Genomic DNA, 22,008 nt, shown 5'->3' with positions numbered 1-22,008 from the left:
CGGGCCGATGGGGGACAATCGGCCCTGTGACCTCGACTTCCCCGCACCTGAAGATCCGCATCGACGGCGCCGCCGGCGCGGCCGCCCCGTACGAGCAGCTGCGCGCCCAGATCGCGGAGGGGGCGCGGGCGGGCCGGTTGCCGGCCGGGTTCAAGCTGCCGACGGTACGCGGCCTCGCGGAGGAACTGGGACTGGCCGCGAACACGGTCGCCAAGGCCTACCGGGCGCTGGAGTCGGACGGGGTCATCGAGACGCGCGGCCGCAACGGCACCTTCGTCGCGGCGGCGGGTGACGGGGCCGCCCGGGAGGCGGCCACCGCCGCGCAGGCCTATGCGGAGCGGGCGCGGCGGCTGGGGCTGACCTTCGAAGAGGCGACGGCGGCGGCACTGGACGCGCTGCGCGCACGGTACGGGGCCTGAGCCCGGTCCTGACTCCGGTTCTGAACCCCGCTCCTGACCCTGCTCCTCATGCTGGTCAGTCCTTGCGCGGGCGCAGCTGCGCCCGGAGGTGGTGCTGCATGGGCTGTCCCACCGCGGCCATCTCCTGCACGATCGTCAGCTCGCCGTCCTGGAGCGTGTACCGGCGCTTCATGCCGGTCACTTCCTTGGCCCGGGGCGTCAGGCCCACGGTGTCCGTGGCCATCTCGATCTCCGTACCGGACACCCGGCCGACGTACGTCTCCACGATGCCCGTCGGGTGCGCGAGCGTGACCTCGATCGAGGCGTCCGGCAGGATCCGCCACCAGCCGGTCTCCCGGCCCGCGGGGCGCAGGGCCGTCCCGGAGGTGTCGATCAGCCACGCGCGGGACTCGTAGCAGAGGAAGGGCCGGCCGTCGTGGCTGAAGGTGATCTCCTGCTCGTACCGGAAGCCGTGCTCCAGGGTGGGGTACTCGCCGCTTCCCTGGCCGTGCCAGCGTCCGATGAGGCCCAGTACCGGCTGGAGCTGCGGGTGCGGCTCCGGGCCCTCGCCGAGGACGTGGCTGTCGGGGTAGGGGTTGTCCTGCGCCGGTTCGAGCACGGTGCGTTCTCCTGTTCGTGGGTCCCCCGGAAAGGGTGGCTCTCGGTCGACGGGGGCCTTCGTCCGCGGCCCCATTGTCGTCGCCGTGCGCCCCGGACCGGCGCGCGCCCCGCGCCGGAGGTCCGAGGGGACCGTCCCCGCGGTCCGGGCTACAGGTACAGCCCGGCCTCGGAGTCGTGGCCCTGGGCCGGCAGCAGGGCCGAGGGCCCCGTCGTGCCGCGGCGCAGCGCGTAGAGCTCCGCCAGCGTCGCGCCCTCGCGGGAGATGCCCTCGTCGGTGCCGAGCCAGTCCACCGCCTCGCGGTGCGTCAGGCGCCCGACCTCGATCCGGGCCAGGCAGCGGCCCGGGCGGACCACCGCCGGGTGGAGGCGCTCCAGGTCCTCGTTGGTGGTCACGCCCACCAGTACGTTGCGGCCCTGGCCGAGCAGACCGTCCGTCAGGTTGAGCAGCCGCGACAGCGCCTGCCCGGCGGTGTGCCGGGCCTCGCCGCGGATCAGCTCGTCGCAGTCCTCCAGGAGCAGCAGCCGCCAGCGGCCCTTCGCCGTGCCCTCGTCCTCGCCGATCGCGATGTCCATCAGGTAGCCGACGTCGTTGAACAGCCGTTCCGGGTCCAGTACGCAGTCCACTTGGCACCAGTCGCGCCAGGACCGCGCGAGCGTGCGCAGGGCCGAGGTCTTGCCCGTGCCGGGCGGGCCGTGCAGCAGGAGCAGCCGGCCCGCGATGTCGTCGGGGGTGACCTTCATCAGCCGGTCCATCGCGGAGGCCACCGGGGCGGTGTAGTTGGGCCGCACCTCGGGCCAGGTGCCGGCCGCGATCTGCCGGGTCGTGCGGTAGGGGCCGCGGCGCGGGGAGACGTACCAGAATCCCATCGTGACGTTCTCGGGCTGCGGTTCGGGCTCGTCCTGCGCACCCGCCGTGGCCTCTTCGAGCACCCCGGCGGCGAGTTCGTCGCTGACCGCGGTCACCGTGACGTCCGCGCCCCGGCTCCAGCGGGAGACGAGCATGGTCCATCCCTCGCCCTCGGCGAGCGTGGCGCTGCGGTCGGTGTCGCGCGCCGAGCGCAACACGGTTGCCTTGGGCGGCAGCAGGGTCGCGCCCACCTTCACCCGCTCGATCGACACGCTGTGCGAGAAGGGCTGCTCGCCGGACGCGAAGCGGCCGAGGAACAGCGCGTCGACGACGTCCGACGGGGAGTCGCTGTCGTCGACGTTGAGCCGGATCGGCAGCGCGTCTTGCGGGTTGGCTGGCATGGCGCCCATGATCCGGCACGAACTGCCCCCGTGCACCCGTGTTTCGCCGGATCGAGTGGCGGAGTTCCCTCTTCAAACGCCATGCGGGTGAAGATTCGGACCGTATGTCTGCCCCGAATATTCTTGGCATGAACACTTCCAGAAGTACCTCGGTTCCTTGTACCACGGACTCAGGAGTAACCCCCCCCACAAGGAGCCGCATACATGAGCATGAAAATGCCGCGCTTCGCTGCTTTGACTTCCGCCCTCTTACTTGCCGCGGGCGCCGCCCTGTTCGGGGCGGGCCAGGCCTCCGCCGCCGCCGACTTCGGCTACGTCGCCCTCGGCGACTCGTACTCCTCCGGCGTCGGCGCCGGCAACTACGACAGTTCCAGCGGCGACTGCAAGCGCACCACCCGCGCCTACCCCGCGCTCTGGGCCGCCGCCCACTCCCCGCAGACCTTCTCCTTCGCCGCCTGCTCGGGTGCCCGTACCGGGGACGTGCTGAACAACCAGCTCGGACCGCTGAACTCCGGCACCGACCTGGTCAGCATCACCATCGGCGGCAACGACGCCGGATTCTCCGACGTCATGACGACCTGTGTGCTCCAGTCCGAGTCCACCTGCGTCAGCCGGGTCAACCAGGCCAAGGCCTACGTCGACTCCACCCTCCCCGGCCAGCTCGACCAGGTCTACAACGCCATCCACAGCCGGTCCCCGGGCGCCCACGTGGTCGTCCTCGGCTATCCCCGGTTCTACAAGCTGAACGGCACCTGCGTGGCCGGACTGACCGAGGGCGAGCGTTCGGCCATCAACGGCGCGTCCGACTACCTCAACGCCGCCATCGCCAAACGCGCCGCGAACCACGGCTTCACCTTCGCCTCGGTCTCCGGAGCCTTCACCGGCCACGAGATCTGCTCCGGCAGCGAGTGGCTGCACAGCCTCAACTGGCTGAACATCGGTGAGTCGTACCACCCCACGGCCGCCGGACAGTCCAGCGGCTACCTGCCCGTCTTCACCAGCGCGGCCTGACGGGCCGGCCGTGCATCCCCGAAGAGGGGACGCACGGTCACGGGCTGACGGTCGGACCCGGATTCGGTGACGGGGAGCCGCTCGGTCCGGAGGTTCCAGGGGAGGAGGTCCCGGCGCTCGGGGTCTCCTCCTCGCACGTCACCGAGAACTCCAGCCAGGCGGAAGCCGCCTCCGGAGCGGCCGCCCCCGGGGTCCGGATCTCCAGCCGCACGGCATCCCGGTAGGCCGTGTCCTCCTGGTACGTGAGCTCCGTGTGGTCCAGGCGCAGGCTCGCCGGGCCGCCCGCCGGGTAGTTGACGGACTGCCAGCCGGGACCGGTGGTCTCCCCGCTCCGGGTGGCCCAGCGGTACTCCAGCACGGCCGGGGTGCGGTCCACCGCGACGGTGGCGCTGAAGGCGGGCGCACCGGTGGCGGGCGGCGGGCAGGCGCCGCGGTAGCTGTCCCGGACCGCCTGGACGGCCGACACGGTGAAATTCGGCGCGGCGGAGGCCGAGGGGGACCCGGAGGGGGAGGGGCTCGGCGTCGGGCTCGGGGAAGGAGTCGCAGAGGGGCTCGGGGAGGGCGAACCGCTCTGCGAGGCGGTCGGCGCACCCGTCGGGCCGCCCCCGTCGCCGCCGGTGCCCCCGCGGTCCCTCAGCAGCAGCCAGCCCAGCATGGCCAGCGCCACCAGCATCAGCACGATCCCGCCGGTCAGGACCGCCCCGGCCCGCCCCTGCCGGGCCGGCGGCGGGACCGTGCTCCCGGGCACCGGCGCGGGAGCCGGCCCGGGCATCGGCATCGGAGCGGGCATCGGCGGGGTGTGGCGGCCGTACCGGTGCGCTGCGACGGAGGTCGGGGAGTCCGGTCCCGTCCACCCGGGCCCCGGTCCCGCGGCCGGCCCCGACACCGGCCCGCCGGAGGCCCGTACGGTCCCTCCGGCGCCGATGATCCGCAGCATCCGGGCAGCCTCCGCAGCGGGCAGCCGCCCGGCGGGATCCTTGACCAGGAGTCCCTCCAGTACGGGCGTCAGCGCCCCGGCCGCCCGCGGCGGCGGGAACTCCTCGTCCACCACGGCCCGCAGCGTGGCCAGCGGGGTGTCCCTGCGGAACGGCGAGACGCCCTCGACGGCGGTGTACAGCATCACCCCGAGCGCCCACAGATCCGACTCGGGACCTGGCTCCTGCCCCAACGCCCGCTCCGGCGCCAGGAATTCGGGGGACCCGACCACCTCGCCCGTCATGGTGATGGCGCTGGATCCCTCCAGGCTCGCGATCCCGAAGTCCCCGAGCACCACCCGGCCGTCGTTGGCGATCAGCACGTTGCCCGGCTTCACGTCCCGGTGCAGCACCCCGGCCTCGTGCGCCGAGCGCAGCGCGGCCAGCACCTGTTCGCCGATGTGCGCGGTCCGCTGCGGGGGGAGCGGCCCGTCCGCCTCCAGCACCTCCGCGAGCGAGAGGCCCCGTACGATCTCCATCACGATCCAGGGCCGGCCGTCCTCGGTGGCCACGTCGTAGACGGTGACGACCCCGCGGTGCGAGACGCGGGCCGCGGCCCAGGCCTCCCGTTCCAGGCGCCGGTACATCCGGCCCACCTCGGCGGGGTCCATTCCGGCGGGCGCGCGCACCTCCTTGACGGCGACCTCGCGGCCCAGCACCTCGTCCCGGGCCCGCCACACCATCCCCATTCCACCGCGCCCGAGCGGGCCCAGCAGGCGGTACCGCCCGGCGATGACGCGCTCGACGCTCCCGCCCTCGTTCGACGCGGACTCAGTCACCGCAATCCTCATCATTCACGCGCGTCCACAGATGCGTTACCGGACGATCACTCCAAGTTAGCGCAGTGGGCGCGGCGTGACCCCTGCCGTGACAGGAGTCGGGCGCTCTATGCGGAGAGTGACTGTCGACTCCGCTGAGTAGTCGTCAACTCCCGGTCACCGCACGGGCAATTCACACCACCGGGATACCCGCGCGCGACGTGGGGGCGGTAGGGTTACCCTGCCCGGTGGGCCGGGTGCCCTCGTACGGGTGGGGAGAGACATGGAACAGATAGCAATGCGCAGCAGGCCGCCTCGCGTGCCTGCCATCACGTGCGGAAGCGGTGCGACCAGCTCGCGCCTCGACCGCCACCTTGCCGTGCTGGGCGGTCCCGCCGTCCCGCACCGGGAGACCGCCGAGGCGACGCTGCTCATGCGGGAGCTCACCTCGCGCGACCACACGCACCGGCTGCGGAGCCGCAGCGCGCGCGTTTCGCTCTTCGCGCCGCTGAGGCGGCTGCGTCGCACGCTCTTCGGCAGCCGCCGTTCGTAACCGTCCGCACCGTCAGCAGTCCCGTCCCGGCAGCGAAACCGCTCCGTCCCCGGCCTGATCGGCAGTCCGATCGACCCTGCCCAGTCAGCGAACCACACCGTCCCGGCGCAATGCCGTGATCTGTTCGCCCGTCATCCCCAGGGCGTGCAGCAGGGATTCGGTGTGTTCGCCGAGCGCGGGCACCGCACCCATGTGCGGTGCCGCGCCGCCGGGCAGCCCGATCGGCGGCAGCAGGGCCCGCAGCGGACCCGCAGGCGAGCCCACCTCCCGCCAGCGGTCCCGGGCCGCCAGCTGGGGGTGCGCGGCCAGCTGTGCCACCGAGTTCAGCCGCGCGCAGGCGATGCCCGCCGCCTCCAGCCGGCCGATCGCCTCGTCCGCGCCGAGCCGGGCCAGCGCCTCGGCCACCACCGCGTCGGTCTTCTCCCGGTTCGCGGTCCGCGCCGCGTTCGTCGCGTATCCCGGATCCTCGCCCAACTCCGGCTGCTCCAGCACCTGTTCCGCGAGCCGCCGCCACTCCCGGTCGTTCTGCACCGACAGCAGCACCCGGTCCCCGTCCGCCGTCGGGTAGGCGTCGTAGGGCGCGATCACGGCGTGCGCGAGGCCCGTCCGCACCGGCTGCTGCCCGCCGTGCATCGTGTGGTGCAGCGGATGCCCCATCCACTCGGCGAGCGCGTCCAGCATCGACACCTCCACCCGGCCCCCGCGCCCGGTCACCCCGCGCCGCAACAGGGCCGCGAGCACCCCTGAGAAGGCGTACATGGCGGCCGCGATGTCCGCCGCCGGGATGCCGGCCTTGACGGGCCGCTCCGGGGTGCCGGTCACCGAGACCAGCCCCGCCTCGCACTGGACGAGCATGTCGTAGGCGCGCTTGTGGGCGTACGGGCCCTCGGGTCCGTATCCCGAGACGTCCACGGCGACCAGCCGCGGGTAACGCCCGCACAGCGCCGCCGAGTCGAGCCCGAGCCGGGCGGCTGCGCCCTGGGCGAGGTTCTGCACGAACACGTCGGCGCCGTCCAGCAGTCCGTGCAGCACCTCGCGGCCGCGCGGATCCTTCAGGTCGAGCGCGATCGACTCCTTGCCCCGGTTGGCCCACACGAAGTGCGAGGCGAGGCCGTGTGCGGCGGTGTCGTAGCCGCGCGCGAAATCACCGCCGTCGGGCCGCTCCACCTTGATGACCCGGGCGCCCAGGTCGGCGAGCTGGCGGGTGGCGAAGGGGGCCGAGATCGCCTGCTCGACGGAGACGACGGTGATGCCGTCGAGGGGGAGCGGGTCGGTGGCGAGGGTGCCGTCGCCGGTGTCGTCGCGGGTGTCGGGAGTCATGGACCCCTCCCTACCGGTTCGGACCGGGACCTGTCACCACACGGCGGGTAGATATCCCACACTGCGGGGGATTTGTCTGCGTATGGTATGGCGCGTCTTCGTCCCTCGCCTCGTCCCTCGCCCCGTCCATCGCTTTGTTCGAAGGGTTGCCCATGAGACGTTCGACCGCACCGAATCCGCGTTCCGCCGTCCGGCGGGTGGCGGTCGTGGTGATGGCGCTGCTGGCCGGTCTGGTGCTGGGGGCGGCCCCGGCGACGGCTGCGGGCCTCGCCCCGCAGCCGCTGGGCATCTCCGTCTCCAACACCGACGCCAACGTGACGAGCACCGGCTCCGACTGCACGAGCGGCCCCCTCACGGAGACCCGCCGCGTCACCGGCAGCCAGTCGGTCCCGGCGGGAGCCTTCTCCTCGCTCCCGAGCCAACTGGCCTTCGACCTGCCGGTCCTGCTCGGCTCCACCCAGGCGGCGCTGCGCGGCTCCGACGGCCGGGTCACCCTCACCAACGCCCGCGGCAGCCTGACGCTGGCCCTGAGCAGCGGAAGCTGCGCCTCGCCGAGCATGACCAGCAACGGGACGAACGTCAGCGGGACCGGCACCTGGACCGTCGTCGCCGACACCGCGGCGGGCAACTCCTACCGCCAGGCCACCGGCTCGGGCACCTTCAGCATCACCGCGGGAATCACCGTAGGCGGCGGCAGGGCGTGGACCCTGCAGCTCCTCGGCACCGCCGACGTCCTGCAGCCCACGCTCGCCGTGACCCACCGGGCCTTCTGGGGCGGCCCGTTCAACTACCTCTCGCGGACGCTGAGCGTCGAGTACCGGATCCGCAACACGGGACCGGGTGACGCCTTCGGCGTGGTCCTGACCGACGCGCCGCCGACCGCCCCCGGGATCACCCGGATCGGCACCGTGCCCCAGACGGTGGGCGCCGTGCCCGCCGGTACCGAGAAGGCCGTCGTGGTCCGCTACCGGGTGTGCGGCATCGCCGCCATCGGCTGCCGCTTCACCGCCGACGTCCAGCTCCACGTGGCCGACGCACTCGACGCGGGCGGCACCGTATCCGTCCAGCGGACCGTCCAGGTGCCGGTGTCCCCGGTCCCGTAGTCCTTTCAGCCTCGCCGGCGTTTGAGGCGCGGGGTCCGGGGCGGAGCCCCGGGGAACGGTGGAAGGGCGGGTAGGGGACTTGCCCCGCAGGGCAGCCACCAAGGGCCCGCCGACTCCGGGCTCCGGGCTCCGGCCTCCGGGCTCAGCGCTCAGAGCAGCGCGAACTGGCCGCCGGGCCCCTCCTCCTGGTGGTCCAGGACCGAAGCCGGGCGCCGGGCCCAGCGCGGCGGCGGCAGGATCCCGGCCGCGCGCAGCCCGGCGGCCTCCAGCGGCGGCCCGGCCTCGAACGCGGCCCGCTCCGGTGCCAGATCGGCCAGCAGCGCCAGGGTGGTCACCAGGGCCAGCAGCTCCGAGGTCCAGCCCTGCGGCCACTGGGCCGGACCCAGCGCCTCCAGCCCGTCGGCCTCCGGGTCCCGGTGGGCGAGCCGGGCCGCGAACCAGGACTCCAGGACCCGGACGCCCTGGACCTCGTACTCCCAGGCCCCGGCCGGGACGGGCGAGAGGGTCCCGCCGCCGATGTCCAGGGTCTCGGTCTCCGGGTCGTACGAGAGCTCGCGCGGCCACGCGGGCAGCGCGGAGCGGACGTAGGGCCGGCGTCCGCCGGGCAGTCGGGGCGGCTCGCCCCCGCGGGCCCCGCGCAGCTGGACGGAGAGCAGCCGGTGGCCCAGCTCCAGCCCGGCCCGCCAGCACGCGGGATCGGCGGTGAGCGGGACCTCGTACCCCCCGGGTCCCGGGCGGCCCGCGGCGAGGATCCAGCAGAGCACGTCCTCGGGGGTGACCCAGGTGCCGTAGTGCTCGCCCAGCAGCGGCAGCAGGCCGGGGGCGAGATTGGGCTCGGCGCCGCCCGGCCTGCGGTGCAGCGGCCGGATCCGGCCGAGCCGCCCGGCCGGTAGGTGCGCGCTGACCAGGGGCGGCCCGGCGGTCTGCGGGGGCTCCATGACGAACAGCTGGTGCTCGTCCAGGACCCGCCACAGCTCCGGGCGGGCCAGGTCGATGAACCGCTGGTCGGGCAGCAGCCACTGCTCGTCGAAGGGCTCGCGCAGGACCCGTACGGGCTCCGGGCAGGGGCCGGGCACGTCCGTGAAGCGGGCGGTCGAGCCCGCGCGCTGGCCCGGCAGCGCGGCGGCCCCGGCACCCGGGGTCCGGGCCCGCGTCGGGCGGAACAGCCGCTCCCGCTCGGCCCCGGCGGCGCCCGCCAGGGCGGCCCAGCGGGCCCGCAGGGTCGCCGGGTCGGGTGCCGCCACCCAGGCCCGGCCCAGGCGCAGGGAACCCACGGCCCAGGGCATCAGATCGTCCAGCAGCGGGACCTGTGGAAGTGGTGCGTCAGCGCTCACCCGGCCGATGGTAGCGACGCCGCTCCGTGGCCGGGCCGCGCCCAGGCCGGAGAGTTAGGCTCCTTGTGTAGGGAATCCGAGGCACTCCGGGAGACCCGGGAGGCGGTCATGAGCCAGTACGACGAGTACTCGACCCCGTCGCAGGCGGAGGGGGAGCGGCTCGACGAGGACATGGACGAACAGCAGAAGAAGCAGCGCCACGCCCAGACGATGCGGACCACGCCTTCGCAGGCGGAGGGCGAGCGGGGCACGGAGGGCGAGGAGAAGTAGCCCGTATCCCGGCCGACCGGCCGTACGGTCCTACGGCGGCCGGTCGGTCAGCGGCCGGTCGGTGCGCGTCGACCGTCGGTCGGTGCGCGTCGACCGTCGGTCAGTGTGCGTCGACCGTCACGGTGAAGGAGAAGCGGTCGCCGCGGTAGCGGATGCGCGCCACGTCGACCACCCGGCCGCCCTTGTCGTACGTCACGCCCGTGTAGTGCAGGATCGGGCTCAGCAGGGGCACCTGGAGCAGCTCGGCGGTGACCGGGTCCGCGAGCCGCGCCTCGACGGTGTCCGTGATCCGGCTGATCTCGACCTTGGCGATGTCGCGCAGCACCTTCGTCATCGGCCAGCGCTCCAGGTCCGCGAGGTCGATCGCCTCCGCCAGCTCCGGACGGACCGCGTTCTCCGCCCAGTTGGTGGGCTCGCCGCTCTCGCTGTCGTGGCGCAGCCTGCGGTACGTGACCACCTCCGGCGTGTCCGGGAAGTGCTCCAGCAGTTCCCCGGACACCGCCGTCCGCGCATGGCCGAGAATCGTTGTACGGTCGCCCGACTGCTGCGCCACGATCGCGTCCACCGACCCCAGCAGCCGGACCGGGGCGCCGCGCATCGCCGCCGGCTCGATGAAGGTCCCGCGCCGCCGGTGGCGGCTGATGAGGCCCTCGGTCTCCAGCTCCTTGAGGGCCTGCCGCATGGTCAGCACGCTCACCCCGTAGTGCTCGGCGAGCCGCTCCTCGGTGGGCAGGCGCAGCGAGGCGTCCGCGGTGCGCCCGAGTATCGAGGCGCGCAGCGACTGGGAGACCTGGTACCAGAGCGGCAGCTTCCGGTTCAGTACCAGCGAGTCGGGGGCGAAGGCGGTCACGGGTGGTTCTCCGTACGACGGGGTCTGTACGACGGGGTCCGGCGGGGGTGCGGCGGGTTCTGATGTTAGGCGCGGAAGTGGCGCTGGAGACCCTCCCAGACATTGTCGTATCCGCTCTGGAGGTGATCCGCCCCGGCGGCCTGGGCGGTGGCGGTGATCGGCCAGCGGGTCTCGAACATGAAGGCCAGGCCGTCGTCGATCTTCTGCGGCTTCAGCTCGGCGGCGCTCGCCCGGTCGAAGGTCTCCCGGTCCGGGCCGTGCGCGGACATCATGTTGTGGAGCGAGCCGCCGCCGGGGACGAAACCTTCCGCCTTGGCGTCGTAGGCCCCCTCGATCAGGCCCATGTACTCGCTCATCACGTTCCGGTGGAAGTACGGCGGGCGGAAGGTGTCCTCGCCGACCAGCCAGCGCGGGGCGAAGACCACGAAGTCCACGCCCGCCAGGCCCGGGGTATCGGAGGGCGAGGTCAGCACGGTGAAGATCGACGGGTCGGGGTGGTCGTAGCTGATGGAGCCGAGGACGTTGAAACTGCGCAGGTCGTAGACGTACGGGACGTGCGTGCCGTGCCAGGCGACCACGTCGAGCGGCGAGTGGTCGTAGGTCGCCGTCCAGAGGTTGCCGCAGAACTTGTTGATCACCTCGGTCGGGCGTTCGTGGTCCTCGTACGCCGCTACGGGCGCCCGGAAATCACGCGCGGCGGCCAGCCCGTTGGCGCCGATCGGGCCCAGGTCGGGCAGCTCGAAGGGGCGGCCGTAGTTCTCGCAGACGTAGCCGCGGGCGGTCTCGTCCTGGAGCTCCACGCGGAAGCGGACCCCGCGCGGGATCAGGGCCATCTCGCCGGGACGGGCGCTCAGCAGCCCGAACTCGGTGCGCAGCAGCAGCCCGCCGCGCTCGGGGACGATCAGCAACTCGCCGTCGGAGTCGCTGAACACCCGGTCGGTCATGGGGGAGTTGGCGGAGTAGAGGTGAATGGCCATGCCGGTGCGCTGGGCGGCGTCGCCGTTGCCGCCCAGCGTCCAGAGGCCGGCCACGAAGTCCGTGCCGGGGGCCGGGTCGGGCAACGGGTTCCAGCGCAGCCGGTTGGGGTCCGCCGGAGCCTCGGTGAAGGGCCCGGTGCGCAGGGAGCCGTTCCCGGTCCGGGTGAAGGGCGGATGCGCGGCCGAGGGGCGGATCCGGTAGAGCCAGGAGCGGCGGTTGTGGGACCGGGGCTCGGTGAACGCACTGCCGCTGAGCTGCTCGGCGTACAGGCCGAGGGGGGAGCGCTGCGGCGAATTCCGGCCGATCGGAAGCGCTCCGGTCACGGCCTCCGAGCTGTGCTCGTTGCCGAAGCCGGTGAGGTAGGACAACCCCTCGGCCGTCTTCCCGGCCAGTCCCGTGCCGCCACCACTGCTACCGCCGTCGCCGCTCATTGCCCGCTCCCGATCTACCGAAGGAATCCTATGTCTGACAGTAGGATTCCCACGCCGACACGTCAACGGGATCATTCCGGCCTGCGGCCCCGGCCTGCGGCCCCGGCCTGCGGCCCCGGCCTGCGGCCCCGGCCTGCGGCCCCGGCCTGCGGCCCCGGCCTGCGGCCCCGGCCTGCGGCTGATCGCTTCCTGCTGCTGGCTGCCCTGCCTGTGGCCTGGTGGGTGCGACTCGTCAGCCGCTGCGTGAGGTTTGGTGGCAGTCGACCGTCGCCTGCGGCTTGCCGGCCGCTGCCTGAGGCGGGCCTCGCCGGCTTGGCCTCGCCGACCCTGCGCGTGGCCTGCCGGTAGCTGTCAGCGACTTTTGGCCACGGGCTGCCGGTCGGGGCCCGCGGCCCCGGCTCGCCAGTCGCCGCCTGCCAGTCGCTGCCCGAACCGCGCTGCCCGCGCCGTGCAGTCCACGGCCCCGCCGCCCGCGCCCCGCCGCCCGCGCCCCGCTGAAGTCAGGCCGCGACCCGTCGTCGTCCTGGAGTGGCGGCCCGCTCCTTGCCCGGCTCCTCATCATCCCCTCCCGGCGGAACATCCCGGTATGGGGCGACCCGTCCTCGTCCGAACGGGGGCCGTCGGATATCGAGTTGGTCAGGTCGGGGCCGATTGACGCGCGAGGGGATCCGAAAAGGTGAACATTCCTCTACTCTCACGCGCATGTCGTGGACCCGCAGGTTTCCTGCCGTGCCGGCGGCTCTCCTCGCCGCCCTCCTAGCCTTCCTGTCCCTCCTCGTCGCCGCGCCCGTCGCCCGCGCGCACGAGGAACGCCCCGTCGAGCTCCCCGACGGAACCGGCTCCGTACCCCAGTACCGGGCCGGTGAGCCCGACCTGATCGTCTGCAAGACGGACCGGCCCGCCTTCGAGCGCCGGATATCCGCCTATCCGGACGACCTCAAGCAGCGCAACCTCGCCCTCTACGAACGCTGCGAGAAGAACGGCTACCGGGACCTCCAGGCCGCCGTCGACGCCGTGGACCGGCCGGGCATGAACATCGCGATCCTCCCCGGCCTCTACGAGGAGGAGCCCTCGCTCCCCAAGCCCACCGGGGAGTGCGCCTCGCTCAAGGCCCCCAACTCCTCGCTCGGCTACCAGATCCTGAGCTACGAGCAGCAGGCGGCCTGCCGCCACAACCAGAACCTCGTCGCCATCCTCGGCAAGACCAACCTCCAGATCGAGGGCACCGGAGCCTCCCGGCAGGACGTGGTCATCGACGCCAAGTACCAGAAGCTGAACGCGATCCGCGCCGACAAGTCCAACGGCATCTACTTCCGCAACTTCACCGCGCAGCGCACCACCTTCAACTCGCTGTACGTGCTGGCGGGCGACGGCTTCGTCATCGACGACGTCCTGACCCGCTGGAACGACGAGTACGGCTTCCTGACCTTCGCCAGCGACCACGGCCTGTACAAGAACTGCGAGTCCTACGGGAACGGCGACTCCGGCATCTACCCGGGCAGCGCCTCCAACATCAACGACGGCCGCGGCTACGACGTCCCCCGCTACTCCATCGAGATCACCGGCTGCCACAGCCACCACAACATGGTCGGCTACTCCGGCACCGCGGGCGACTCGGTGTGGGTGCACGACAACGAGTTCGACCAGAACATGGGCGGCGCCTCGATGGACAGCGCCTTCCCCGGTCACCCCGGACTCCCGCAGAACCACGCCCACTTCGAGCGCAACCTGATCCACGACAACAACGCCGACTACTACCACTACGTCGCCGACGGCACCTGCGCCAAACCGCCGATCGAGCGCGGCTACGAGCAGGGCGTGGTCTGCCCGCAGATCTCCATGCCCCCCGGCACCGGCATCATCACCGCCGGCGGCAACTGGAACCTCTACGAGAACAACTGGGTCTACGGGCACCAGCGCGCGGGCTTCTTCCTCACGGCCGTGCCCGCCTTCATCCGGGGCGAGGAGAAGCTGTCCAAGCAGGCGGACACCTCCCACCACAACCGCTACGCCGGCAACATCCTCGGCAAGGACAAGTCCGGAGCCTCCCGCCCCAACGGCATGGACGTGTGGTGGGACGGCCAGGGGCGCGGCAACTGCTGGCAGCAGGGCCCGGACGGCTCCACCCCGGGCACGCTCCCGGAGTGCGGCGGGACCCGGGGCGCGGTCTCCGGCGGCTCGGCCCGGCTGGCCGGCGAACCGGTGAAGCTGGCCCAGCTCCTCGTCTGCGCGGACTACAACGTGCAGGCGCGCAAACTCCCCGCCGGCTGCGACTGGTACGGAGCCCGGGGCCTCCAGCGGGTGGAGACCCAGATCGCCCTCGCCGTGGCGGTGGTCCTGCTCCTGGTCGGCGGCCTCCTGTGGTGGCGCCGTCTGCGCGCCTCCCGGCTGGCCACCACGGCCACCCTGCTCGGCCTCGCCGGCCTGGTCCTGGACGTGGCGGGCTCCACCATGGGGCTGGTCGCCGGCCCGGTGCCCGCCCTGGCGCTGCTCTGCCTCGGCCTGTGGTGGACCGGCGTCGGCCTCGCCCTGCGCCCCGCCCGGCCCTGGCTGGCGCGCCTGACCCTGCTCCTGGGCGCGCTCACCCTCCTCGACGCCTTCGACAAGGCCGTCCTGATGATCCCCTGGATCCCCCTCAGCCCCGCCTGGATACGAGGCCTCGTCGCGGTGGTGTGGGTTCTCTGGGCCGTCATCGCCTCCGCCCGGCCGGGCGGCACCCCGGTTCGCCCCGAGGGCCCGGGCGGCGACCCGGCGGGCGACCGTGTCCCGGTCCCGGCCGGACCGGCCCCGGCGCTGAGTGCGCAGGCCGAGGCTGCGGCCCCGGCCGACCCGGAGCCCGGCGCGGCCGCGGGGGAGCAGCGGTGACCGGCACCCCGGACGACCACCCCGACATCCGGTTCCGGTGCGACGGCTGCGCCACGCCGCCGCGCCGGAACCGGCGGGCGGGCCGCACCGCCGCACTGCTGGCGCTGGCCGTGCTCCTGGCCGGCGGCGCGGTGGCGGGCTGTGGTGGGCGGGCCACCACCCACCACAAGCCCGGCACCAGCCACGAGCAGGCCTCCGGCAGCGTGGGCACGCTGCTCACCACCGATGACGGCGCCGGCCACCGGCTTCGCGAGGTCCCGGCCGAGGGCGCGCCGGAGGTCCAGCTCACCGCCCGGCCGGACTCCGAGGACGGCTGGAACCTCCAGCTGACGGTGAAGAACTTCCGCTTCACCCCCGACAGCGTCGGCGGCGCCGCCCTCCCGGGTGCCGGGCATGCGCACCTGGAGCTGGACGGCCACAAACTGGCCCGCCTGTACGGCCCTTGGTTCCACCTGCCCGCGGCGCAGGTCCCCGAGGGCGCGCACACCCTGACCGTCCGCCTCTACGCGGACGACCACACCGCCTGGGCCGTCGCCGGCAAGCCGGTCGAGGGCACCCTCCAGCTCACCGCGGCCCCGGGTCAGACCGGGCACAGCCACCCCCCGGCCTCGCCTTCGGCCCCGCCCTCACCCTCACCCGCACCCGTGTCTCCGTCCCCGGAGGCGCAGGCACAGGCCGACCGCCCGGTCGTGATCACCATCCGGGACGGCAAGGTCACCCCCGCCCCGGGCCGCGTCGAGGTGAAGCGCGGCGAACGCGTTGCCCTGCGCGTCACCAGCGACCGCGCGGACACCCTGCACGTCCACGGCTTCGACAAGGAGCTCGCCCTGCCGGCAGGCCAGGAGGCCACCCTGATCCTGACGGCCGACCGCACGGGCCTCTTCGAGGTCGAGACCCACGCGTCCGACCTCGTCCTGACCCAACTCCTCGTGCGATGACCGCCCTCCGCCCCGCACCACGACACACATCCACCCCGGATGTGTTCCCCGGAACTCCCGCCCGCCTCCCGGCGTGCGGCCCGGCGCGTGGCCCAGCGGTCAGCCCGGCGTGCGGCCCAGCGGTCGGCCCGGCGGGCGCCCCGGTCCCGGTCCCGGTGGCCCGGTGGTGACCCCGCTCGTGGCAGCGGTGGCCGAGGTGGCCGCCGCGGCCCCGGTCCGGTCCGCAGGGCTCCCGCTCGCGTCCCGGCCCGTGCCGGGGAACCTTCCGCACATGCCGTCCGGCGGCGGCTACGGCCAGGGCGTGGTCCTTCACCCGGCCGACCCGCTCACCGTGCTCGCGCACGGCATCGGCTCCCAGCACGATCTGCCCATCTCTCCCTTCTACGCGTTCGCCGGCGCCTTCACCGCGCTCTTCGTCTCCTTCCTCGCACTCGCTCTCCTCTGGTCGGCCTCCCGCTTCCGAGGCGACCGCTCCGGCATGGCCCTGCCCGCCCGGCTCCAGCGGGTGGCCGACGCGCCAGCCACCCGTGGCGCCTTGCGAGGCCTCGGCCTCGCGGGTGCGCTCGCTGTCCTCCTCCACCTCCTCCTCGGTCCCGACGACCCCGCCCGCAACCCCGCTCCCGGCGCCGTCTACGTCCTCCTCTGGGTCGGTCTCGTCCCCGCATCCCTCCTCTTCGGTCCCGTCTGGCGCCTCCTCAGCCCGCTCCGCGCCCTGCACCGGCTGCTCTCCCGGCTGTGGCAGCCGGCGCCCCGCCCCCTTCCCGCCCGGCTGGGGCAATGGCCCGCCGCCGCCGGGCTGTTCGCCTTCACCTGGCTCGAGCTGGTCTCTCCCGATCCCGCCTCCACCACCACCCTCCTGATAGCCCTGACCGGCTACGCCGCCGTCCAGCTCCTGCTCGCCGCCCGCTTCGGCGAGCGCTGGTTCGCCGACGGGGACGCCTTCGAGGTGTACTCGGCCCTCCTGGCCGGGCTCTCCCCCCTCGGCCGTCGCAGCGACGGCCGCCTGGTTCTCCGTAACCCCTTCCATGGACTCGACGCGACGCCCGAGCGGCCCGGACTCGTCGCCACCGTCTGCGTCCTGCTCGGATCCACCGCCTACGACGGCTTCTCCGACAGCCCCTCGTGGATCAACGCGATCCAGACCTCCCCCCTCGGCCGCACCCCCGCGGCCTCGCTCGGACTCCTCGGGTCCGTCACCCTCGTCGCCGCCCTCTACTGCCTCTGCGCGGCGGTCACCCGCCTCGTCTGCGGTCCGCACCCCGGCCCGCTGACCGCCTTCGCCCACTCACTCGTACCGATCGCGCTCGGCTATCTCGTCGCCCACTACTTCTCCCTCCTGGTAACCGAAGGACCACGCACAGTCATCGTTGCACTCGGCACTGACAGCGCCCCGGAACCCTTGCCACCACTGGGTCCGGGCGCTCTCGCCGCCCTCCAGGTCATCGCCGTCGTCACCGGCCACGTGCTCGGTGTGATCGCCGCGCACGACCGTTCTGTACGCCTCTTCCCACCCGCGAAAGCCGTGGCCGGACAGCTGCCGCTGCTCGCGCTGATGATCACGTACACGGTCGGCGGCCTCAGCCTGCTCCTGAACTGAAGGCTCCCGACCGACACCGCCGCCGAGCCGGACATCCAGGAGCGGCATGATGGACCCCGTGCCCCCAGCCCACTCCCTGCGCCGGACGCCGATCCAGCAGCGCAGCGCCGACCGGCTCGCCCGGATCCTCGACGCCTGCGCCGAACTCCTCGACGAGACCGGTTACGAGAACCTCAGCACCCGGGCCGTCGCCCTGCGCGCCGGCGTGCCCATCGGCTCGGTCTACCGGTTCTTCGGCAACAAGCGGGCCATGGCCATCGCGCTCGCCCACCGCAACCTCGACCGCTACGCCGACGGCATCGAGGAACGGCTCGCCCAGCTCCCCGCCACGGCCTGGCGGCCGGTCGTGGACGCGGTGCTGGACGAGTACCTCGTCATGAAGCGCAGCGTTCCCGGCTTCGCCCTCGTGGACTTCGGGATCCCGGCGCCGCCGTCCGAGGGTCCGGCCTCCGACCCCAACCACCAGGTCGCCGTCCGCCTCACCGAACTCCTCGGCGCCCACCTGGGCCTCACCCCGGACCCCGTCCTGCAGCGGGCCGTCCTGGTCGCGGTCGAAGCCACCGACGCCCTGATCCAACTGGCCTTCCGCAACGATCCGGACGGAGACCCCGACATCGTCGCCGAAACCCGCGCGATGATGCACGCATACCTGGCCCGGGTCCTGGACTGACGGCGCCTTCGCCGACCGCCCCCCCGGCTGCCCGTCCGTCGGCCCGGCCGCCCCCGCCCTCCCGCGCCGTTCCGATGGTGTGGACCCCTCCCCACCGTCCCTACCGGTCGGTATGCTCGGTGCCCGCCCGCGTGCCGAACGGCCCGCGCACCCGTGCCGCAGCCTGCCGCCCCTGGGAGGGCCCATGCCCCGCACCGCCCTGCGCATCTGCCCCCTCTGCGAAGCCACTTGCGGCCTCACCCTCACCATCGAGGGCGCCACCGTCACCGGCGCCCGCGGTGACCGGGAGGACGTGTTCAGCCGCGGTTTCATCTGCCCCAAGGGCGCCGCGTTCGGGGCCCTCGACGCTGACCCCGACCGGCTGAGGGGCCCCCTGGTCCGGCGCGACGGCCAACTCCGGGAGGCCACCTGGGAGGAGGCCTACGAGACGATCGCGGCGGCCGTCCCCGCGCTGGTCCGGGAGTACGGGGCCCAGTCCGTCGGGGTCGTCCTCGGCAACCCGAACGTCCACACCATGGCGGGCCACCTCTACCCGCCGCTGCTCCTCAAGGCCCTCGGCACCCGGAACCTCTTCACCGCCAGCACCCTCGACCAGATGCCCAAGCACGTCTCCAGCGGGCTGCTCTTCGGCGACCCCTTCGCCATCCCGGTCCCCGACCTCGACCGCACCGACTTCCTGCTGCTCCTCGGGGCCAACCCGGTCGAGTCCAACGGCTCCCTGTGCACCGCCCCCGACTTCCCCGGCCGGCTCAAGGCGCTGCGCGCCCGCGGCGGGACCCTGGTCGTCGTCGACCCGCGCCGCACCCGCACCGCCAAGCTCGCCGACCGCCACCTCGCGCCGCGGCCCGGCAGCGACGCGCTGCTGCTCGCCGCACTCGCCCACACCCTGCTCGCCGAGAAGACGGCCGAGCCCGGCGCGCTCGCGGAACACGTCCTGGGACTCGGGGAACTCGCCGAGGCGCTCGTTGGTTTCACTCCTGAGGCCGTCGCCCCCGCCTGCGACCTCCCGGCCGAAGAGATCCGCGACCTCGCCCGCGCTCTCGCGGCCGCGCCGACCGCCGCCGTCTACGGGCGGATCGGCAGCAGTACCGTGGAGTACGGCACGCTGGCCAGCTGGCTGGTCGACGTGCTGAACATCCTGACCGGGAACCTCGACCGGCCGGGCGGCGCCCTGTTCCCGCTCTCCGCGACCGACCGCGCACCCCGGCCGGCCGCTCCCGGCAAGGGCTTCGGCCTCGGCCGCTGGCACAGTCGGGTCAGCGGCCACCCCGAGGCCAAGGCCGAGTTCCCCATGGCCGCGCTGGCGGAGGAGATCGAGACCCTGGGGGAGGGGCGCATCCGCGCCCTCGTCTCCATCGCCGCGAACCCCGTACTGTCCGCCCCCGACGGCCGGCGCCTCGACGCGGCCCTGGCCGGGCTCGACTTCATGATCAGCATCGACCCGTACCTCAACGAGACCTCACGCCACGCGCACGTGGTCCTGCCTCCGCCGCCGCCCGCGCAGAGCGCCCACTTCGACTTCGCCTTCAACGCCTTCGCCATCCGCAACCAGGTCCGTTACTCGCCGCCCGCCATCCCGCTGGAGGAAGGGCGGATGGACGAGTGCGAGATCCACGCACGCCTGGTCCTGGCCGTCTCCGGCATGCACGGGGCCGCCCCGGCGGCCGTGGACGACCTGGCGGTCCAAAGCGCCCTCGCCCGGGAGGTCGCCGACCCGCACTCGCCGCTGCACGGTGAGGACCCCGCGCGCCTCGCCGGACTCCTGGCGGGCGACAGCGGCCCCGAGCGCCGCCTCGACCTGATGCTCCGACTCGGCCCGTACGGCGACCGCTTCGACGCCGGCCCCGGCCTCGGGCTGGAGCGGCTGCGGGCGCGGCCGCACGGGATCGATCTGGGGCCGCTGCGGCCCCGGCTTCCCGGGCTGCTCAAGACGCGCAGCGGTCGGATCGAGCTGTTGCCGGAGCCGATCGCGGCCGAGCTTCCCAGGCTGCGCGCGGCGCTCGCCGACCGCCCCGCCACCCTGGTGCTCGTGGGCCGCCGCCATCTGCGGTCCAACAACAGCTGGTTGCACAACGTCCCGGCCCTCACCGGAGGTTCCAACCGCTGCACCCTCCAGGTCCACCCGGACGACGCGCAACGCCTCGGCCTCGCCGACGGCGGCCGGGCCCGGATCGCCGCGGACGGCGGCAGCCTCGAGGTCCCCGTCGAGGTCACCGACTCGATCCGCGCCGGGGTCGTGAGCCTCCCGCACGGGTGGGGCCACGACCGTTCCGGGACCCGCCTCTCGGTGGCCTCGGCCACCCCCGGAGTCAACGTCAACCAGCTCCTCGACGGCACCCGGCTCGACCCGCTCTCCGGGACGGCCGTGCTCAACGGTTTCCCCGTCGAACTGACACCCATCCCCTGAGCTGGGGTTTTGCTCGTATTGCTCACGCGTGGACGTCTTGTTGGGCCCCGGAGGAGGCACCTAGGTTCCCCCCATGCTGACCTTCCTCGGCTTCGCCATGATCGCGACTTTCCTCGTGCTGATCATGCTGAAGAAAATGTCGCCCATCGCGGCGCTCGTCCTCATCCCCGCGCTCTTCTGCGTGTTCGCCGGACAGGGCGCGCAGCTCGGCGGCTACGTCATCGACGGAGTCGGCAAGCTCGCGCCGACCGCCGCCATGCTGATGTTCGCCATCGTCTACTTCGGCGTCATGATCGACGTCGGCCTCTTCGATCCGATCGTGCGCGGCATCCTGCGCTTCTGCAGGGCCGACCCGATGCGCGTCGTGGTCGGCACGGCGGTCCTCGCCGCGATCGTCTCGCTCGACGGGGACGGGTCGACCACCTTCATGATCACCGTCTCCGCGATGTACCCGCTCTACAAGCGGCTCGGCATGAGCCTGGTGGTGATGACCGGAGTCGCGGCCACCGCCAACGGGGTCATGAACACCCTGCCCTGGGGCGGCCCCACGGCCCGCGCCGCCACCGCCCTCAAGCTCGACGCCGCCGACATCTTCGTGCCGATGATCCCCGCGCTCGCGGCGGGCCTGGTCTTCGTCTTCGTTCTCGCCTACGTCCTCGGCATCAAGGAGCGCCGCCGCCTCGGCCTGCTGTCGCTCCCCGGCGCCGCGCCGCAGCAGGCCGAGAAGCAGGCCGAGAAGTCCGCCCCGCAGCCGGCCGAGGAGCTCCTGGTCGCCGCCGCCGGTACGGGGCAGGCCGCCGGAGGTACCCGTACGCCGGTCGAGCCGTCCACCCCGCCCACCGCCGTCGGCACCGCCGCCGGCACCGCGTCCGGCACCCCGTCCGCCTCCGCCTCCGCCTCCACCTCCGCCTCCGACACCGCCTCCGCCGCGGGATCCGTTACCGCCCCCGACGAGGGCGGTTTCCAGGGCCTCGACCCGCACCGCGCGACCCTGCGCCCCCGCCTCTACTGGTTCAACGCGGGCCTCACCGTCGCCCTGCTCACCGCCATGATCATGGAGCTGCTCCCCATCCCGGTGCTCTTCCTGCTCGGTGCGGCCCTCGCCCTCACCGTCAACTACCCCCACATGCCGGACCAGAAGGCCCGTATCGCCGCCCACGCCGACAACGTCCTGAACGTCGCGGGCATGGTCTTCGCCGCCGCCGTCTTCACCGGTGTCCTCACCGGCACCGGCATGGTCAAGCACATGGCCGACTGGCTCGTCGGTGCCATCCCCGAGGGCATGGGCCCGCACATGGCCCTGGTCACCGGCCTGCTCAGCCTCCCGCTCACCTACTTCATGTCCAACGACGGCTTCTACTTCGGCGTCCTGCCCGTCCTCGCCGAGGCCGGCGCCGCGCACGGGGTGTCCCCGCTCGAAATCGCCCGCGCCTCCCTGGTCGGCCAGGCCCTGCACATGTCGAGCCCGCTGGTTCCGGCCGTATACGTCCTCGTCGGCATGGCCAAGGTGGAGTTCGGCGACCACACCCGTTTCACCGTGAAATGGGCGGCTCTGACCTCCCTGGTGGTCCTGGGGGCAGGGATGCTTTTCGGCATCATCTGACCCCGTCCGCCCCTGGCGCCCACAAAACTACCGGCGCTAGTTTGTAGGGTGTTGGCGACGTCTACAGGTCCACGTGCTC

The 22,008-nt window shown here is 73.2% G+C and carries 18 protein-coding genes; 11 read left to right on the top strand and 7 right to left on the bottom strand.

Features of this window, described 5'->3' with window-relative positions; all coding sequences use genetic code 11:
• Window positions 1-26 precede the first annotated feature (26 nt).
• Window positions 27-419, top strand: coding sequence for a GntR family transcriptional regulator (locus OG490_RS08255; RefSeq protein WP_330295623.1), 393 nt, complete (start codon window positions 27-29; stop codon window positions 417-419).
• Between the two features lie 55 nt (window positions 420-474).
• On the opposite strand, the gene OG490_RS08250 is transcribed toward OG490_RS08255, so the two are convergent.
• Together OG490_RS08250 and OG490_RS08245 are read right to left on the bottom strand one after the other, a co-directional pair.
• Complete coding sequence (locus tag OG490_RS08250) at window positions 475-1,017, bottom strand: FABP family protein (protein ID WP_330295622.1); 543 nt, start codon at window positions 1,015-1,017, stop codon at window positions 475-477.
• A gap of 149 nt (window positions 1,018-1,166) precedes the next feature.
• On the bottom strand, window positions 1,167-2,267 hold the full coding sequence (locus tag OG490_RS08245; RefSeq protein WP_330295621.1) for a DUF5925 domain-containing protein: 1,101 nt from the start codon (window positions 2,265-2,267) through the stop codon (window positions 1,167-1,169).
• A gap of 210 nt (window positions 2,268-2,477) precedes the next feature.
• Here OG490_RS08245 and OG490_RS08240 point away from each other — a divergent pair, with 210 nt between their 5' ends.
• Complete coding sequence (locus OG490_RS08240) at window positions 2,478-3,278, top strand: SGNH/GDSL hydrolase family protein (protein WP_330300831.1); 801 nt, start codon at window positions 2,478-2,480, stop codon at window positions 3,276-3,278.
• Window positions 3,279-3,315: 37 nt separating this feature from the next.
• Here OG490_RS08240 and OG490_RS08235 read toward each other — a convergent pair whose 3' ends face one another.
• Window positions 3,316-5,043, bottom strand: a complete 1,728-nt coding sequence (locus tag OG490_RS08235) for a serine/threonine-protein kinase (protein ID WP_443065935.1) — start codon at window positions 5,041-5,043, stop codon at window positions 3,316-3,318.
• A gap of 250 nt (window positions 5,044-5,293) precedes the next feature.
• Between OG490_RS08235 and OG490_RS08230 the strand changes: the two genes are divergently transcribed.
• A complete protein-coding gene (locus OG490_RS08230; RefSeq protein ID WP_030720225.1) occupies window positions 5,294-5,563 on the top strand; it encodes a hypothetical protein in 270 nt (89 codons plus the stop codon).
• An 84-nt stretch (window positions 5,564-5,647) separates the two neighbouring features.
• Here OG490_RS08230 and OG490_RS08225 read toward each other — a convergent pair whose 3' ends face one another.
• Window positions 5,648-6,883 carry a CaiB/BaiF CoA transferase family protein gene (locus OG490_RS08225; protein ID WP_330295620.1) on the bottom strand — a complete coding sequence of 412 codons (1,236 nt, stop codon included), beginning with the start codon at window positions 6,881-6,883 and terminating at the stop codon, window positions 5,648-5,650.
• A gap of 152 nt (window positions 6,884-7,035) precedes the next feature.
• On the opposite strand from OG490_RS08225, the gene OG490_RS08220 reads away from it, so the two are divergent.
• Window positions 7,036-7,986, top strand: a complete 951-nt coding sequence (locus OG490_RS08220; RefSeq protein ID WP_330295619.1) for a hypothetical protein — start codon at window positions 7,036-7,038, stop codon at window positions 7,984-7,986.
• Between the two features lie 149 nt (window positions 7,987-8,135).
• On the opposite strand, the gene OG490_RS08215 is transcribed toward OG490_RS08220, so the two are convergent.
• Complete coding sequence (locus tag OG490_RS08215; protein WP_330300829.1) at window positions 8,136-9,272, bottom strand: type ISP restriction/modification enzyme; 1,137 nt, start codon at window positions 9,270-9,272, stop codon at window positions 8,136-8,138.
• 156 nt (window positions 9,273-9,428) lie between these two features.
• Here OG490_RS08215 and OG490_RS08210 point away from each other — a divergent pair, with 156 nt between their 5' ends.
• The gene (locus OG490_RS08210) at window positions 9,429-9,590 is read left to right on the top strand and encodes a hypothetical protein (protein ID WP_330295618.1); all 162 of its coding nucleotides are present in this window, start codon (window positions 9,429-9,431) and stop codon (window positions 9,588-9,590) included.
• A gap of 100 nt (window positions 9,591-9,690) precedes the next feature.
• Here the strand turns inward: OG490_RS08210 and OG490_RS08205 are convergent, their stop codons facing one another.
• Together OG490_RS08205 and hmgA are read right to left on the bottom strand one after the other, a co-directional pair.
• Window positions 9,691-10,440, bottom strand: a complete 750-nt coding sequence (locus OG490_RS08205; RefSeq protein WP_330295617.1) for a GntR family transcriptional regulator — start codon at window positions 10,438-10,440, stop codon at window positions 9,691-9,693.
• A gap of 65 nt (window positions 10,441-10,505) precedes the next feature.
• A complete protein-coding gene (gene hmgA / locus OG490_RS08200) occupies window positions 10,506-11,849 on the bottom strand; it encodes a homogentisate 1,2-dioxygenase (protein WP_330295616.1) in 1,344 nt (447 codons plus the stop codon).
• 702 nt (window positions 11,850-12,551) lie between these two features.
• Between hmgA and OG490_RS08195 the strand changes: the two genes are divergently transcribed.
• The 6 genes from OG490_RS08195 to OG490_RS08170 all read left to right on the top strand — a co-directional run bounded on the left by OG490_RS08195 (window position 12,552) and on the right by OG490_RS08170 (window position 21,929).
• The gene (locus OG490_RS08195) at window positions 12,552-14,714 is read left to right on the top strand and encodes a right-handed parallel beta-helix repeat-containing protein (RefSeq protein WP_330295615.1); all 2,163 of its coding nucleotides are present in this window, start codon (window positions 12,552-12,554) and stop codon (window positions 14,712-14,714) included.
• Between the two features lie 95 nt (window positions 14,715-14,809).
• On the top strand, window positions 14,810-15,652 hold the full coding sequence (locus OG490_RS08190; protein WP_330300828.1) for a cupredoxin domain-containing protein: 843 nt from the start codon (window positions 14,810-14,812) through the stop codon (window positions 15,650-15,652).
• A gap of 271 nt (window positions 15,653-15,923) precedes the next feature.
• Window positions 15,924-17,249 (top strand): hypothetical protein, encoded by a 1,326-nt coding sequence (locus OG490_RS08185; RefSeq protein ID WP_330300827.1) that lies wholly within the window; start codon window positions 15,924-15,926, stop codon window positions 17,247-17,249.
• Window positions 17,250-17,298: 49 nt separating this feature from the next.
• Window positions 17,299-17,919, top strand: a complete 621-nt coding sequence (locus OG490_RS08180) for a TetR/AcrR family transcriptional regulator (RefSeq protein WP_330300826.1) — start codon at window positions 17,299-17,301, stop codon at window positions 17,917-17,919.
• 184 nt (window positions 17,920-18,103) lie between these two features.
• Window positions 18,104-20,326 (top strand): molybdopterin oxidoreductase family protein, encoded by a 2,223-nt coding sequence (locus tag OG490_RS08175; RefSeq protein WP_330295614.1) that lies wholly within the window; start codon window positions 18,104-18,106, stop codon window positions 20,324-20,326.
• Window positions 20,327-20,399: 73 nt separating this feature from the next.
• Window positions 20,400-21,929, top strand: a complete 1,530-nt coding sequence (locus OG490_RS08170) for a CitMHS family transporter (protein ID WP_330295613.1) — start codon at window positions 20,400-20,402, stop codon at window positions 21,927-21,929.
• Window positions 21,930-22,008 lie beyond the last annotated feature (79 nt).

It is taken from the genome of Streptomyces sp. NBC_00503 (genome assembly GCF_036346895.1).
Classification (GTDB): Bacteria; Actinomycetota; Actinomycetes; order Streptomycetales; family Streptomycetaceae; genus Streptomyces.
The sequence above is the reverse complement of the archived record's forward strand: the minus strand, read 5'-3'. Positions and strand labels throughout refer to the sequence as shown.